A 13086-nucleotide genomic window follows, 5' to 3' on the forward strand; every position below is an offset into this window, starting at 1 on the left:
GGTGCCGGGCGCGGCGCGTCCCGCCGCCAACTGGAAGCGTTTCGCCGGCTTGGCCGCGGCGCTGGTGCTCGGCATCGGGATCGGCGCGGGCGGCGTGCTGAGCCCGGTCGGGCGCGGCGTGCTGGGCGGCGACGGCAGCGGCGAGGGCGGCGGCTCGATCATCCACGCTTCCTACAGTGGCGAGGCGCTGGCGCGGCAATCGGCGATCGCCTACGTCACCTATGCGCCGATGGTCACGCGGCCGGTGGAGGTGGGCGCCGATCGCGAGCAGGAACTGGTGCAGTGGCTGTCGAGCCGGCTCGGCACCGACGTGCGCCCGCCGGTGCTGACCCGCGCCGGCTACGAGCTGATGGGCGGGCGCCTGCTGCCCGGCGACGACGGTCCGATCGCGCAGTTCATGTATCACAACGCGCTGGGCGAGCGGATCACGCTGAACATCTCGCACCGCAAGCTGAGCTCGGACGTGACGGCCTTCAAGCTCTACCAGAGCGGCCCGGTCAACGTGTTCTACTGGATCGACGGCCGTTTCGGCTATGCCGTCTCGGGCGGGATGGACCGCCAGGCGCTGCTCGACCTGTCGCACGAGGTCTATGAGCAGTTGACGGCCAATGGCGGGCCGCAGCCGGCCAAGTGAGCGGGATGGGCGGCACGCGCGGGGCGGAGGAAACCAACGAGCGGCGCGGGCCCGGGGCGGGCGCGATGCGGATCCGTCGCGTCGCGCCGGGCGAGGAACCCGCGCTGCTGGCGATCTTCCAGTCATCGGTGCGCGGCCTGGCCTCGCGCGACTACACGCCGGCGCAGATCGACGCCTGGGCGCCGCTCGCGGCCGACGCGGCCTGGTGTGAAGCCTGGTGCCGGCGGGTCGGCGCGAACCATCCCTGGGCGGTCGAGATCGAGGCCCGGCTGGTGGCCTATGCCGACCTGCAGCCCAGCGGTTATCTCGATCATTTCTACGTGGCGGCCGAAGCGGCCGGGCAGGGCATCGGCGCCGCGCTGATGCGGCACCTGCTCGGCATCGCGCGCGAGCAGGGCATCGACTGCGTCATCGCCGACGTCAGCCTGCGCGCGCGGGCCTTCTTCGAACGCTTCGGCTTCGCGGTGGAGCTGGAGCAATGCGTCAGCGTGCGCGGCGTGAGCCTGCGCAACGCGCGCATGCGTCTCGCCGTTGCCGCCGCTCCCGCCGGCCCCCTTCCTGCCGGCCCGCTCGCCGGCACCCCCCTCAACGATTGACGTCGACCACCAGCCGGCCGCGCACCTTGCCGGCCAGCAGCTGCGCGCCGGCCTCGATGGCTTCGGCCAGGCCGATCTCGCGCGTGATGGTGTCGAGCTGGGCGAGATCGAGCGTATCGGCCAGCGCGCGCCAGGCGGCTTCGCGCTCGGCCTTCGGCCGCGTCACGCTGTTGATGCCCAGCAGGCTCACGCCGCGCAGGATGAAGGGCGCGACCGTGGCCGGCAGCGCCATGTCCTGCGCCAACCCGCAGGCAGCCACCGCGCCGTCGGCGCGCAGCGAGGCGCAGACATTGGCCAGCGTCACGCCGCCCACCGAATCCACCGCCGCGGCCCAGCGTTCCTTCTGCAGCGGCTTGCCGGGCTCGGACAGCGTCGCGCGATCGATCACCTCGGCCGCGCCGAGCGCGCGCAGGTAATCGGCTTCCCCGGTCTTGCCGGTCGAGGCGACCACGCGATAACCGCGCCGCGCCAGCAGCGCGATCGCGAAACTGCCCACGCCGCCGCTCGCGCCCGTCACCAGCACCTCGCCGCGCGACGGGTCGATCCCGTGCCGCTCCAGCGCCAGGATGCACAGCATCGCCGTGTAGCCGGCGGTGCCGGCGGCCATCGCCTGCCGCGCCGTGAGCCCCGCGGGCAGCGGGATCAGCCAGTCGCCGTTCACGCGCGCGCGCTGCGCGAGGCCGCCCCAGTGCTGCTCGCCCACGCCCCAGCCGTTGAGCAGCACCGCGTCGCCGGCGCGATAGGCGGGATGCGAGCTTTGCGCCACGGTGCCGGCGAAATCGATGCCCGGCACCATCGGGAAGCGCCGCACCACGGGGCTCCTGCCCGTGATCGCGAGGCCGTCCTTGTAGTTCAGCGTGCTGTATTCGACCTCGACCAGCACGTTGCCTTCGGGCAGGCGGCTGTCGTCGAGCGTGTCGAGGCGCGTGCGGCTCTTGCCGCTTTCGTCCTGGTCGATCAGGAGGCAGTGGAACGTCATGCATCACTCCGGGGGAAGTCGGTCCGCGGGCGGACGGGCACGGCCCGTCGCCGGCCGCGCGCGAGGCAGGCCGGCGAGGAAGCCGTCGAAGAAGGTGTCGAGCGGCGCGCCGTCGCGCAGCAGCCGGGCGCGCAGCACCGCGCCTTCCCAGCCGATCCAGAAGAAGGCCGCCAGGCGCTCGAGATCGGCGTCGGCCGCGAGCGTCCGTTCTTGCTGGGCCTCGCGCAGGCAATTCGCGACGCGCGCCTGCCAGCCCGTGAAGATCGCCGAGAGCCGTTCGCGGAAGCCTTCGGGCAGCGCGCCCGCCTCCAGGCCGAGATTGCCGACCAGGCAGCCGCGCGTGAAATCGTGGCGCGCCATGCCGGCCTTGGCGTCCTCGACGAAGGCGGCGAGCCGCGCCAGCGCGGGCTGGCTGTCGTCGAGCAGCCAGCGATCGAGCTTGGCGATGAAGTAGCGGTCGTAGGCGTCCATCAGCTCGCGTCCGAAGGCGTCCTTGCTCTCGAAGTAGTGATAGAAGGAGCCCTTCGGGATGCCGACGCGCTTGAGCACGGCGTCCAGGCCGGTGGCTGCGAAACCCTGCTCGGTCAGCAATTCCATGCCGGCGCGCAGCAGCACGCTGCGCGTGTCGGCATGCGCGGCGGGGTTCTTCGGGGGGCGGCCGCGGCGCGGTTTGGCGGGGATCGAGGACATGCGGCGGATTTTAGACCGATCGTCTATAAAATTCAAAGGGAAATCTGAAGGCGCCGCCGACCAGCGCGGATCGGGGCGTTTCAGGCCAACGGGAAGGGCGTGGCGGGGGCGAGATCGAGATGCTGCTCGGCTTGCGCGATGAAACACCGGCTCTCGTCGTCGTAGTCGCAGCGCGTGACGGCGGCGCGGCGCGGGCCGAGGGCGTCGCCCGCGTAGTCGATCAGGTTGACCGAATTCGGCGTGCCGGCGCGCAGGCGGCGCGACACAGCCGTGCCGCCCTGGACCATGAACACCGGCCGCTCGACGGCGCCGTCGCGGCCCGCTTCGTCCTCGCGCGGCGTGACCCGCCAGGCGCCGGCGCGATGCGTGTGCCCCCCCAGCACCAGGTCCGCGCCGGCCGCCGCCCAACTGCGCAGGGCCATCTCGCCGCCATGCAACCGGTCATGCCGGTTCGCGGGCCCGATCGCGACGATCGGCTGGTGCACCACCACCACGCGCAGTTGCGCGGGGCTCGCCAGCGCGAGCCGTCGCGCCACGCGCGCCACCTGTTCGGCCGAGATCTCGCCGGCCGTGTGGCGCGCCGGGCGCGTGGTGTTCACGCCGATCGCCAGCAGCGCCGGCGCGTCGAACACGGGCTCGAGTTCCTCGCCGAAGGCGCGCCGGTAGTTCGCGTAAGGCTGCCGCCAGCGCGCGACCAGGTCGAACAGCGGCAGGTCGTGGTTGCCGGGGATCGCCAGCACCGGCTGCGCGCCGAGCCGCGCCACGAAGGCACGGGCCGCCTCGAACTGATGCCGTCGCGCGCGCTGCGTGAGATCGCCCGAGATCACCACCAGCTCGGGCCGCGTCTGTTCGACCAGGCGCACCAGCGCATCGACGGCTTCCTGCCGTTCGGCGCCGAAATGCGGATCGGAAATCTGCAGCAGCCGGCTCATTGGCGATTGCGCTCGGCCTGCTCGGCCTCGGGCTTGAGCAGCCGCAAGGCACGCTCGCCGACGCGGAACACCAGCGGCAGTTGCAGCCGCAGGATCTCGCCGTCGGTGGCCACCTTCACCGGGCGCGGCCGGCGCCGGGCCGAGCGGCGCGTGAGCGTGAAGCGCTCGAAGCCGAAGCCGATCACGTCGTCGGCGTCGCGCATCCGGCTGAACGCGCCGCGCAGCGACAGCAGGATCTGGGCGAGCCGGCCATGCGCGAGCGGCGCCATCGCCACCAGCATGCCCTGCGCGAGCAGCGGCGCCTCGGCCGCGCCCACCTGTTCCAGTTGCAGCCGGTTGTTGGCGACGAACAGCGTGGTGGTGCGCAGCTCGCGGGTGGTGCCCTCGTGCTCGACATGCAGGTGCAGCAGCCGATGCGGGCGCAGCAGGGTGGCGATCGCCGAGCCGAGCGCGACCAGCCGGCTGCGGCCGAACTGCTGCTTGTAGGCCTCGCGCTGCTCGAGCAGGCGCGGGTAGAGGCCCAGGCTGGCATTGACCAGGAACAGCGCGTCGTTGACGAAGCCGACCTGCACCGGATGCACGCGCGCGCTCAGCAGCAGTTCGATGGCCTGCTCGGTGTCGGCGGGGATGCCGTGGTCGCGGCTGAAGTAGTTGAAGGTGCCGCGCGGCAGCACGCCGAACACGCAGCCGGCGTCGTAGGCGGCGCGCGCCACGGTGCGCAGCGTGCCGTCGCCGCCCACGCCGACCAGCACGCCGTGGCGAGCGCGCTCGGCGGCCTCCGCCACGCTGGCTTCCAGCCGTGACGGCTCGGTGACGGTCACCAGTTCGTAACGGCGGCCCGCGCGGGAAAACGCGGCGTCGAGCTGGGCGGCCAGGGTGTCGAGTTCGCGCCGGCGGCCCGAGCCGGCGTTCACCACGAAGATGCAGGGCGCGTCGGGCGCGGGAGCGGGTTCGGGTGCGGCGCCGGCAGGCGCGGATTGCGCGGCGGATGGCGAGCTCATCGGGCGGCCCTCGTGGATGGGGAGGCTTACGATTCTATTTCAGTCCGGCCGGCGCGCGCAGATCGGGATGGCCCGGAGGTATCTCCAGCGGGCTCTGTCCCTGTCGATTTCGGCTGGCTACACTGCGCGATTACGCTCGCCGAACGCCGGCAGCCCAGACAACGAACACCCGCGGAGGAGACGCGCAGCATGACGACCCACGACACGACCCAGGCCAGCCGCGACGCGGTGGCCGTCACCACCTGGCGCGGCCCCTCGCTGGAGAACGTGCATCGCGCGCATATCGCGGTGGTCGACGAGACGGGGCGCTTGCTGGCCGGCTTCGGCGACGCCTCGCGCTTCACGCTGGCGCGCTCGGCCGCCAAGCCGGCGCAGGCGCTGGCGGTGGTCGAGACCGGCGCGCTGGAGCGCTTCGGTTTCGATTCGGCCGATCTCGCCCTGATGTGCGCCTCGCACAGCAGCGAGGCGCGCCATGTCGAGCGGGCGCGGGCGATGCTGGCCCGGCTCGGCGCAAGCGAGGACGACCTGCGCTGCGGGCCGCACGCGCCCTTGTCGGATGCGGTCTGGCGCGACTGGATCCGCCGCGGCATCGAGCCGAGCGCGGTGTGCAGCAACTGCTCGGGCAAGCACGCCGGGATGCTGGCCGGCGCGCGGGCGATCGGCGCGGCGCTGGCCGATTACCACCTCGAGGCGCATCCGATCCAGCAGCGCGTCAAGCAGGTGATGGCCGAGGTTTGCGACCTGCCCGACGCGGCGGTCGAATGGGGCATCGACGGCTGCAACCTGCCGACGCCGGCGTTCCCGCTGGACCGGCTGGCGCGTCTGTACATGAAGCTGGCCGACGCGGCCGACCGGGTCGATGCCGCGGGCGCCGCCGGGGCCGCCAGCGCCGCCTGCACGCCGCGCGTGGCCGCGTTGGCACGCCTCTATCACGCGATGACGCGTCATCCCGAATTGGTGGCGGGGGAAGGGCGCTTCTGCACGCGCCTGATGACGGCCTTCGAGGGGCGGCTGGTCGGCAAGCTCGGCGCCGATGCCTGCTACGGCGTCGGCATCCGCGCCGGCGAGGATACCCGTCGGCTGGGCGCTGCCGGCGCGATCGGGCTGGCCGTCAAGATCGAGGACGGCCATGTCGGGGTGCTGGCGATGGTGGTCTGCGAGGTGCTGGCGCGCCTGGACATCGGCACGCCGGCGCAGCGCGCGCAGCTGGCCGCCTTTCATCGCCCGCCGATGCGCAACACGCGCGGCATCGAATTCGGCCACGCCGAGTTTCCGTTCGAGCTGGCGGCGCCGGCCGCGCCTTGAGGCGCGCCGCGCGGCTCGGGGCGGCATCGGCTATCGAATTCGGCGCTGCCGGGTCCCGTTCGAACCGGCCGCGCCGAGCGTGTCGAACGGACATCGAGGCGCCTCGCGCGGCCCGCATCGATGCCCGTCGGGCCCGCCCCGCGGTCCACCCCGCAGCTCGCCCCGCAGCCCGAGCAGGCGGCCCGGGCCGCCTTACTCCGCGCTCGCGCTGCTGGCCGCCGAGGGCGGTTTGCTGAAGCGGATATGGGCGATGCGGCGCACCAGCCAGGCGGCGGCCACGGCCGCGCAGCCGGCCAGGGCGATGCCGATGTGGATCGACTGCACCATCACCCGGCGCGCCGCCTCCAGCAGCGCGGCGCCGTCCAGCCCGGCCGCATGCAGGCGGTCCAGCAGCGTCCCGGCCACGCCGGGGTCGACCAGCACGCGCGGGTCGGCCAGCTGCGGCAGCCATTGCGCCGAGACGCTCGCGCCCAGCACGCTGATCGACTCGGCCACGCCGCCGGCGTAGTGATGCTGGACGATGGTGGCCAGCACGCTGGTGCCGAGCATGCCGCCCACCATGCGCGTCGACTGCAGCAGCGCGGTGGTGATGCCGAAGCGTTCGCGCCCGGCGATCTCCTGCGCGAAGATGTTGAGGTTGTTGAGGATGAAGCCCAGGCCAATGCCGACCGCCGCCATCGCCACTTCCAGGATCCAGTGCGAGGTGCCGGGCCCGGTCAGCGACAGCGAGGCCGAGGCGGCCGCCAGCAGGCCGAAGCCGACCGAGAGGATCAGGGTGGGCCGCTTCAGGCGCGTCACGATGCGGATGTTGATCAGGCTGCCCAGGGCGATGCAGGCGGCGATCGGCGTGGCCAGCAGGCCGGCCGCCTCGGGCTCGAGGCCGAAGCCGCCCTGCAGCAGCAGCGGCGCGAAGAAGATCAGCGAGAACATCACGAAGCCGGCCAGCGTGGAGAGCAGGAACAGCGTGACCAGTTGCGCGTCGCGAAACAGGTCGAGCGGCACGATCGGGTGGGTGGCGCGCCGCTCGCAGGCCAGGAAGGCCACGAAGGCCGCTACCACCACTGCCGCCAGCGTCAGCGTGCCGGTGCCGATGCCGCGCGCCGGCAGCGCCTCGATCAGGAACTGCAGGCAGCCCAGCATCAGGCCGACGAACAGCGCGCCGGCGTAGTCGATGCGCACCTTGCCCTCGCGCGGGCGCACGAAATGCGGCAGGTGCCGCCAGATGTAGTAGAGCGCCAGCGCCCCCACCGGCAGGTTGATCAGGAAGGTCGAGCGCCAGCCCCAGTGCTGGCTCAGCCAGCCGCCCAGCGAGGGCCCGGCGGCCGTGCCGATGCCGTAGGTGGCCGCCATCACCACCTGCCAGCGCACGCGTTCGCGCGGATCGGGGAACAGGTCGGGGATCGAGGCGAAGGCGGTGCCCACCATCATGCCGCCGCCCACCCCCTGCAGGGCGCGCGCCACCGCCAGCATGCGCATGTCGGTGGCCGCGGCGCACAGCACCGAGGCCAGCGTGAAGACGATCACCGCCGCCACCACGAAGCGCTTGCGCCCGAAATAGTCGCCCAGCCGCCCGAAGATCGGCACCGTCACCACCGAGGCCAGCAGGTAGGCGCTGGCGATCCAGGCGTAGTACTCGAAGCCGTGCAGGTCGGCGACGATCGAGGGCAGCGCGGTGCTGACCACGGTCTGGTCGAGCGCGACCAGCATGTTGACCAGGCCGATGCCGAGCATCGCCAGCAGCGCGTCTCGGAAGGGCAGGGAGGGCGAGGAATCGTTCACGGCGGGGCGCGGGCGTGGCGGCAAAGCCTGTCACGATAGCGAGGCCCCGCGCGCAGCGCAACCGCTTTGCGGGCGGGGCCCGCAAAGCGCCGTCTCAGATGGTTTCCTCGAACACCGTATGGAACACCACGCCGTCGAACATGCCGATCAGCGCGCGCGACTCGACCTGGCTCTCCAGCCGGGTGGGTGAGGCCAGCGCCGCGTCGATCGCGGCCTGGTCCTCGAAACGCATCGTGATCACCAGCGGGAAGGCCGGCTCGCCCACGTCGCTGTGCTGCTGGCGCAGCACGCGCACGTCGTGCGCGCCGGGAAAGCGCGTCCAGAGCGGCACCAGCCGGTTCTCGACATGGTCGTAGAAGCGGGCCTCGCAGCCGGGCTTGATGCGGCCGCTGAAATACGCGCAGCGTGTCAGCATGTTGGCGGCTCCTGTCGGCGGGCGGTGGCGGTGGGGGACGAAGGCCGCCGCATCAGCCGCGTCCCACGAAGGGCATGTGGCTGGCCATCACCGTCATCGACAGCACGTTCGCGTCGAGCGGCAGGCTGTCCATGTAGAGCACCGCGCGCACCACGTTGTCCATGCTCATGCGCGGCTCCACCTTCATCGAGCCGTCGGCCTGCAGCGTGCCCTGCGCCATCAGCTCGCTCATGTCGCTGACCACGTTGCCGATGTCGATCTGTCCGCAGGCGATCCCGTAGGCGCGCCCGTCCAGCGAGGCGGCCTTGGTGAGCCCCGTGATGGCGTGCTTGGTGGCCGTGTAGGCGGCCGCCTGCGGGCGCGGCGCGTGCGCCGAGATCGAGCCGTTGTTGATGATGCGCCCGCCCCGCGGCTGCTGGCGCTTCATCACGCGGAACGCGCCCTGCAGGCACAGGAAGGCGCCCGTCAGGTTGATGTCGACCGCCTGCTTCCACTGCGCCACCGCCAGGTCCTCCAGCGAGCATTGCGGGGTGAACACGCCGGCGTTGTTGAACAGCAGGTCCAGGCGCCCCCAGTGCGATTCGATGGTGTCGAACAGGCGCTGCACGGCGGCCTCGTCGCCCACGTCGCAACTGATCGGCAGCGCGCGCTCGCCGGCGCCCGATTCGGCCGCCACCTGCTCGAGCGCGTCGAGCTTGCGCGCGGCCAGCGCGACGCGATATCCGGCCTGCAGCAGGCCGAGCGCGACGCTGCGGCCGATGCCCGAGCTGGCGCCGGTGACCAGGGCTACCTTGGAATTCATCCGTGACTCCTTGCTTGAGGTTGGCGGCCGGGCCGCGCGCGAGGGCGGGCCGGCCGGAATGCGTTCAATGGATCGCGTCGTCGAGGTCGGTCAGGTCGCGCCCGCGCGTCTCGGTCGACATCGCCACGCCCACCAGGGTCAGCGCCGACAGCACCGCGGTGTAGAGGCCCATCACCCAGAACGCGCCGCCCGCCAGGCCGATCAGGTAGATGCCGAGGATCGGCGCGAGGCCGCCCGAGAGCACCGCGCCGATCTCGCGCGACAGCGCCACGCCAGAATAACGGTAGCGGTTGCCGAACAGCTCGGCGAAGTGCGCGCATTGCGCGCCGAGCATGCTGTTGGCGCCGATCGCCAGGCCGCCGAACATCGCGACGGCCACCCACACCGGCTCGCCGGTGCTGACCATCCACCACGAGGGCACCGACCACAGCAGCATGAAGATCGCGCCGGCGCGATAGATCGTCTTGCGTCCGAAGCGGTCCGACAGCGCGCCGAACAGCGGCGTGGTGATCACGCTGGCGAGCGTGGCGATCATCGCGCAGGAGGTGCCGATGCGCGCCAGTTGCGCGGCCGGCAGGCCCAGGCGGGTGGCCACCGTGCCGCCCAGAAAGGCGATCACGATGGTGGTGTAGATGGTCGAGCCGCCTTGTTCGGCCAGGCGCATCAGCACCGCCGCCGCGACCGGGCGCCGGGCTTGCCGGAGCACCGCGCGCATCGGCGAGCGCGCCACCTGGTGGCCGCTCTCCAGCGCGGCGAAGGCCGGGCTCTCGCGCAGGCGCAGGCGGATCCACACCGCCACGGCGATCAGGATCACGCTGGCCAGGAACGGCAGGCGCCAGCCCCAGGCGAGGATGGTGGCGTTGTCCATCAGGTGCTGCAGCAGGCTGAAGGTGGCGGTGGCGATGCCGAAGCCGGCGAAGATGCCGACGAAGGGCAGGGCCGCGAAATAGCCGCGGCGCGGCAGCGGCGCGACCTCGGCCATCAGGGTCGAGGCGCCGGCCTGCTCGGCGCCGGCGCCGAAACCCTGGATCAGCCGCAGCACGATCAGGCCCACCGCGCCCAGCGGGCCGGCCGGCAGCAGGCCCACCAGGGTGGTGGATACGCCCATGATCGCGATCGTCATCAGCAGTACGAACTTGCGGCCCTTGCGGTCGCCCAGCGAGCCGAAGAACAGGCCGCCCAGCGGGCGCGCCAGGAAGCCCACGCCGTAGGTCGCGAAGCTGGCCAGCAGGCCCGCGTGCGCGTCGAACGAGGAGAAGAACACGCGGCTGAAGATCAGCGCGGTGGCCAGGCCGAAGATCGCGAAATCGTAATACTCGAGCGCGCTGCCCACCGCGCTGGTCAGGATCGCGCGGCGCAACTGGCGCGCGGAAACCGGCGCGGTACCGGTGATATCGGCCGCATCGGGGGAATCCGGCCGCGTGGCGGTGGCCGGGGACGGCGTCACGGGCGTGATCGCGTCGCGGTTGATCGTCATCTCTGCTGTCTCCATGTTCCGGCTTTCTTGTCGTCGCCCGCCTATGCCGCGGCGCGCGTCCGGTAGTGACGAAACCGGTCCGTCCACTGCGTGGCGACAGACCTTTTCGCATCGGTCCGGCAAAACCCTGTGGCCTGGAACGAGCGGCTTCGGCTACACTTGGTTATCGGTAACCAAGCGACGCAAAATCTAACATGAAGGAGATGCGGATGTCCAAGGAAGAGTTATTGGTTGTTACCCGATATCCCGAGGCCGACATGATCGTGCTGGCCGAGCGCTACACGCTGCATGTGCTGGCCGAGGCGCCGGATCGCGCGGCGCTGCTGGCCGAGCTGGCGCCGCGCGTGAGGGTGCTGGCCACCAATGGCGAGTCGGGCGCCGACGCGGCCCTGATCGACGCGCTGCCGAGGCTGGAGATCATCGTCTCGTACGGCGTGGGGGTCGACGCGATCGATCTGGCGCATGCCGCGGCCAAGGGCATCCGTGTGACGAATACGCCCGACGTGCTGACCGAGGACGTGGCCGACATGGGCCTGGCGCTGATGCTGTCGGTGGCGCGCGAGATCTCCCGCAACGATGCGCGGGTGCGGGCCGGCGAGTGGGGGCGCGAGCATTTCGCGCTGACCTCGCGGATGTACGGCAAGCGGCTCGGCATCATCGGCCTGGGCCGGGTGGGGCGCGCGGTGGCACGGCGCGCGGCGGCCTTCGAGATGCGCATCGGCTATCACGACCGTTTCCGTTTCGACGACGTGCCCTATGCCTATCACGACAGCGCGGCGGCGCTGGCAGCCGATTCCGACTACCTGATGGTGTGCGCGGCGGCCGACCAGATCCCGCGCGGCGCGATCGGCCGCGAGGTGTTCGACGCGCTGGGGCCGAACGGATTCCTGATCAATATCGCGCGCGGCAGCATCATCGATGAGCCGGTGCTGATCGACTACCTCGCCGACGGCCGGCTGCGCGGCGCCGCGCTCGACGTGTTCTGGAACGAGCCGGCAATCGACCGGCGCCTGCTGGCGCTGCCCAATGTGGTGCTGCAGCCGCATCGCGCCAGCGCCACGATCGAGACGCGCGCGGCGATGGCCGAGCTGCTGCGCGCCAACCTGGAGGCCTACCTGGCCGGCCAGCCGTTGGTCACCGAGTTCACCGCGCATCTGCGCAAGACGAACTGAGCGCGAGCCGGCGATTTCGCGGCACAAGAAAACCGACGCGGCGCGTCGGTTTTTTTATCGGCGGTCGGGCATCAAGCGCTTTCGCGCGCCACGATCTCGTAAGGAATCCGGATCAGCGGCGGCGCCTCGTGCAGCGTGCGCTCGGCGCGCGCCGAGGCGATCTCGCGGCGCGAGGCGTTGGGCCGCTCCGAGCCGTCGATCGCGGCCAGCATCGACAGGCCGGTGGAATGGCCGATCCCGTAGGCGTCGACCGAGACGGTGGTGATGGTCGGATAACAATGGCGCGCCACCTCGAAGTCGCCGAAGCCGGCCACCGCGATATCGTCCGGCACCTTCAGCCCGAGCCGATGGCAGGCCATGATCACGCCGAAGGCGTGGATGTCGCTGGTGCACATCACCGCGTCGGTATCGGGCCATTCGGCCAGCAGCCGGTTCAGCGCGGCGCTGGCGTTTTCCATCGCCTTGCCGTGCGCCATGTCGGTGCCGGATTCGTCGTGCTTGACCTCGCGCGTGATCTCGCGCGGCGCTTGGCCCGCCGCCTCGACCGCCGCCAGATAGCCGTTGCGCCGCGCGATGCCGCGCCGGTCCAGGTGCGTGGTACCGCCGACGAAGCCGATCCGTCGATAGCCGCGCCCGTAGAGATGGCGCACCATCGCGCCCGCCGCGTCCTCGTTCGAGAAGCCCACCACGCGATCGATCGGCTTGCCCGGCAGCTCCCAGGTCTCGATCACCGGGATGCCCACCTGCTTGAGCATGGCGCGCGCCTTGCTCGTGTGATGGCCGCCGGTGAGCACGATGCCGCGCGGCTGGTGGCTCAGCAGCGAGCGGATCAGCGATTCCTCGCGTTCCACCATGTAGTCGGTATTGGCCAGCAGCAGGCGCAGGTTGCGCGTCTCGACCACGTCGTTGATGCCGCGCACCGTGTCGGCGAAGTTCGAGCTCGACAGCGAGGGCACGATCACAGCGATCACGTTGTTGCGGCCCGAGGATAGCGCGCCCGCCACCGCGTCGGCCACGTAGCCGGTCTTGCGCACCGCGTCCATCACGGCCTCGCGCGTCGCGTCGCTGACGTGCTGGCCGGTCAGCACGCGCGACACCGACATCTTCGACACGCCGGCCAGGCGCGCGACGTCGGCCATGCGCACGGGCGCGCCCGGCGCGAGGGTGCCCGGCTCGGGCGGGAAATCCTTGTTGTTTGAACTCATGGTCTCGGAGGCGGCCTTCGGGTCGTGGCCGCCCGCGCGGCGGGCGGCAAACGCCAATTGTAGCCGCAGCGGCCGGGGGTTCCGGACCTGGCCCTGTCC

13 protein-coding genes are annotated in these 13086 nt (G+C 71.6%); 4 read left to right on the plus strand and 9 right to left on the minus strand.

The window, feature by feature from the left end:
• Together F3J18_RS18315 and F3J18_RS18320 are read left to right on the plus strand one after the other, a co-directional pair.
• A partial coding sequence (locus tag F3J18_RS18315) for an anti-sigma factor (protein WP_166913581.1) occupies nt 1–634 on the plus strand: 634 nt, incomplete at its 5' end.
• Nucleotides 635–639: 5 nt separating this feature from the next.
• Nucleotides 640–1230 carry a GNAT family N-acetyltransferase gene (locus F3J18_RS18320; RefSeq protein WP_240154834.1) on the plus strand — a complete coding sequence of 197 codons (591 nt, stop codon included), beginning with the start codon at nt 640–642 and terminating at the stop codon, nt 1228–1230.
• Here F3J18_RS18320 and F3J18_RS18325 read toward each other — a convergent pair.
• The 4 genes from F3J18_RS18325 to F3J18_RS18340 form a co-directional block, all read right to left on the minus strand.
• Nucleotides 1220–2209 carry an MDR family oxidoreductase gene (locus tag F3J18_RS18325; protein WP_166913582.1) on the minus strand — a complete coding sequence of 330 codons (990 nt, stop codon included), beginning with the start codon at nt 2207–2209 and terminating at the stop codon, nt 1220–1222. The two genes, F3J18_RS18320 and F3J18_RS18325, sit on opposite strands and share 11 nt — an antisense overlap.
• A 3-nt stretch (nt 2210–2212) precedes the next feature.
• A complete protein-coding gene (locus F3J18_RS18330; RefSeq protein ID WP_166913583.1) occupies nt 2213–2899 on the minus strand; it encodes a TetR/AcrR family transcriptional regulator in 687 nt (228 codons plus the stop codon).
• Between the two features lie 80 nt (nt 2900–2979).
• Nucleotides 2980–3831: a metallophosphoesterase gene (locus F3J18_RS18335; protein WP_166913584.1), complete on the minus strand. Its 852-nt coding sequence runs from the start codon at nt 3829–3831 to the stop codon at nt 2980–2982.
• A complete protein-coding gene (locus F3J18_RS18340; RefSeq protein ID WP_166913585.1) occupies nt 3828–4832 on the minus strand; it encodes a diacylglycerol kinase family protein in 1005 nt (334 codons plus the stop codon). The genes F3J18_RS18335 and F3J18_RS18340 overlap by 4 nt, the downstream gene beginning before the upstream one ends.
• A 189-nt stretch (nt 4833–5021) precedes the next feature.
• Here F3J18_RS18340 and F3J18_RS18345 point away from each other — a divergent pair, with 189 nt between their 5' ends.
• Entirely contained in the window at nt 5022–6137 is a 1116-nt protein-coding gene (locus tag F3J18_RS18345) for an asparaginase (protein ID WP_166913586.1), read from the plus strand.
• 192 nt (nt 6138–6329) lie between these two features.
• Here the strand turns inward: F3J18_RS18345 and F3J18_RS18350 are convergent, their stop codons facing one another.
• From F3J18_RS18350 to F3J18_RS18365, 4 genes are all read right to left on the minus strand, one after another.
• Entirely contained in the window at nt 6330–7868 is a 1539-nt protein-coding gene (locus tag F3J18_RS18350) for an MFS transporter (RefSeq protein WP_036053402.1), read from the minus strand.
• Nucleotides 7869–8010: 142 nt separating this feature from the next.
• Nucleotides 8011–8331: an antibiotic biosynthesis monooxygenase gene (locus tag F3J18_RS18355; RefSeq protein ID WP_025101787.1), complete on the minus strand. Its 321-nt coding sequence runs from the start codon at nt 8329–8331 to the stop codon at nt 8011–8013.
• A gap of 52 nt (nt 8332–8383) precedes the next feature.
• Nucleotides 8384–9133, minus strand: coding sequence for an SDR family oxidoreductase (locus tag F3J18_RS18360; RefSeq protein WP_046582806.1), 750 nt, complete (start codon nt 9131–9133; stop codon nt 8384–8386).
• 64 nt (nt 9134–9197) lie between these two features.
• Complete coding sequence (locus tag F3J18_RS18365) at nt 9198–10610, minus strand: MFS transporter (RefSeq protein ID WP_025101785.1); 1413 nt, start codon at nt 10608–10610, stop codon at nt 9198–9200.
• 209 nt (nt 10611–10819) lie between these two features.
• Between F3J18_RS18365 and F3J18_RS18370 the strand changes: the two genes are divergently transcribed.
• Nucleotides 10820–11782, plus strand: a complete 963-nt coding sequence (locus tag F3J18_RS18370; RefSeq protein ID WP_166913587.1) for a 2-hydroxyacid dehydrogenase — start codon at nt 10820–10822, stop codon at nt 11780–11782.
• 71 nt (nt 11783–11853) lie between these two features.
• Here F3J18_RS18370 and F3J18_RS18375 read toward each other — a convergent pair whose 3' ends face one another.
• On the minus strand, nt 11854–12921 hold the full coding sequence (locus tag F3J18_RS18375; protein ID WP_025101783.1) for a LacI family DNA-binding transcriptional regulator: 1068 nt from the start codon (nt 12919–12921) through the stop codon (nt 11854–11856).
• Nucleotides 12922–13086 lie beyond the last annotated feature (165 nt).

The organism is Burkholderia sp. Ax-1720 (genome assembly GCF_011753035.1).
GTDB classification, from domain to species: Bacteria; Pseudomonadota; Gammaproteobacteria; order Burkholderiales; family Burkholderiaceae; genus Burkholderia; species Burkholderia gladioli.

Coding starts and splice junctions, on each gene's coding strand:
- F3J18_RS18370 (WP_166913587.1), top strand. CDS start 10,820: ATGTCCAAGGAAGAGTTATTGGTTGTTACCCGATATCCCGAGGCCGAC.
- F3J18_RS18365 (WP_025101785.1), bottom strand. CDS start 10,610: ATGACGATCAACCGCGACGCGATCACGCCCGTGACGCCGTCCCCGGCC.
- F3J18_RS18340 (WP_166913585.1), bottom strand. CDS start 4,832: ATGAGCTCGCCATCCGCCGCGCAATCCGCGCCTGCCGGCGCCGCACCC.
- F3J18_RS18375 (WP_025101783.1), bottom strand. CDS start 12,921: ATGGCCGACGTCGCGCGCCTGGCCGGCGTGTCGAAGATGTCGGTGTCG.
- F3J18_RS18320 (WP_240154834.1), top strand. CDS start 640: ATGGGCGGCACGCGCGGGGCGGAGGAAACCAACGAGCGGCGCGGGCCC.
- F3J18_RS18360 (WP_046582806.1), bottom strand. CDS start 9,133: ATGAATTCCAAGGTAGCCCTGGTCACCGGCGCCAGCTCGGGCATCGGC.
- F3J18_RS18350 (WP_036053402.1), bottom strand. CDS start 7,868: ATGCTCGGCATCGGCCTGGTCAACATGCTGGTCGCGCTCGACCAGACC.
- F3J18_RS18335 (WP_166913584.1), bottom strand. CDS start 3,831: ATGAGCCGGCTGCTGCAGATTTCCGATCCGCATTTCGGCGCCGAACGG.
- F3J18_RS18345 (WP_166913586.1), top strand. CDS start 5,022: ATGACGACCCACGACACGACCCAGGCCAGCCGCGACGCGGTGGCCGTC.
- F3J18_RS18330 (WP_166913583.1), bottom strand. CDS start 2,899: ATGTCCTCGATCCCCGCCAAACCGCGCCGCGGCCGCCCCCCGAAGAAC.
- F3J18_RS18355 (WP_025101787.1), bottom strand. CDS start 8,331: ATGCTGACACGCTGCGCGTATTTCAGCGGCCGCATCAAGCCCGGCTGC.
- F3J18_RS18325 (WP_166913582.1), bottom strand. CDS start 2,209: ATGACGTTCCACTGCCTCCTGATCGACCAGGACGAAAGCGGCAAGAGC.